We start from the raw sequence: 1,254 nt of genomic DNA, 5'->3' as shown, positions 1-1,254 counted from the left end.
CACGGCTGTTGATTATCCAAAATTATGAATACTTCTCCCATAAAAATGGGCATGCTCAAATAAGACAGATACCATCTCTGATTTCCAATCGAGAGGAAGTTGCCCAAATAAAACCCGACGAACGAAAGAAATGAACGTGAGGGTGGTTTGCGTTCGTTTCTCTGTTCGGTCATATAGCCATCTCAATAACACATAGGCAATGAACGCCGCAAACAGCTGATTGTAGACGGCGTTTTTTGTTGTCCCAAATAAGGTAGGTACATTCAAGTATTGCTTGATCCATCGAAAAAAGACCTCGACTGCCCAACGCTCTTGATACATGTCGGCAATCTTTTCTGCCGATACGTCAAAGACATTCGTTACGACGCGAATCTCCTTTCCATGGGCATCACGAAAGATGACCACTCGATGACGTTTCTTCGAACGGCATTGCTTCGTTCCTAGCTGACAAGTAAAATCAGCGATGACATTGGAATCGGAAGAAACAAGACGCTGTAAACGGTGACGACGATGAATCTCTACATTTTCTTTCATGCGAATGACAAAAAGTTGTCCATTTTCGGCAAATTGGTCGATCCGTTCGATTTTAAAATACGCCCGATCTTCCACAAGAATTTGCTTCGGATGTGTCAACGCTTCCCCGACAGGACCATCGTGGCGTAGACCGGTTGTTTCTATGGCATCCATCGGTGACTGGTGTTGAGGAGAATAAGCGACATGCAGTTTAATCCCTGACCGTTCCCCATGATAAGGCGCCCATGATAGGCGGTTCTTTCCGACTGTCACCGTTGTCGAATCGACAATGCGAAGAGGTTTCGGGAATCGAAGAGATCGCCGTATTTTGCGATTACACTTTGAAACGATTCGTGCAAACAAACGCTTCATGATTTCATATGGAATCTCCTTCGCCTTGTTTGCCACCGTCGAATAATGAAAGCGCGGCAATTGGTAAGTGGGCGCCACATCAGCACCATGACGAAAACTCTTCCACTCATGGACAGCAGCGAGAAGGAAAAAGTCGATTAACGTACGTACGGTAAATTTACGAGATGAGTCGTGATAACCGACTGCTTCTGTGATGGTTTGAATGTCTTCGTCTGACACAATTTTTTGCATCAAATTCGGGAGTGTGGTATGCTTGTTCATAAAGAGCACCTCTTTCCTGGGATTGTTTGTGTGGTTACTTACATTCTACAGGAAAAGTGCTCTTTTTTCTATGTTTTTATGGATATTATTGGTTAATCAACACACGTG

1 protein-coding gene is annotated in these 1,254 nt (G+C 44.2%); it reads right to left on the bottom strand.

What is annotated here, in order from left to right; translation table 11 throughout:
- Window positions 1-12: 12 nt before the first annotated feature.
- Window positions 13-1,146, bottom strand: a complete 1,134-nt coding sequence (locus tag EKC99_RS15260) for an IS4 family transposase (RefSeq protein WP_163152654.1) — start codon at window positions 1,144-1,146, stop codon at window positions 13-15.
- Window positions 1,147-1,254: the final 108 nt, after the last annotated feature.

It is taken from the genome of Anoxybacillus sp. MB8, from assembly GCF_011006755.1.
GTDB classification, from domain to species: Bacteria; Bacillota; Bacilli; order Bacillales; family Anoxybacillaceae; genus Anoxybacillus; species Anoxybacillus gonensis.
This window is presented reverse-complemented; position numbering and strand designations above follow the sequence as displayed.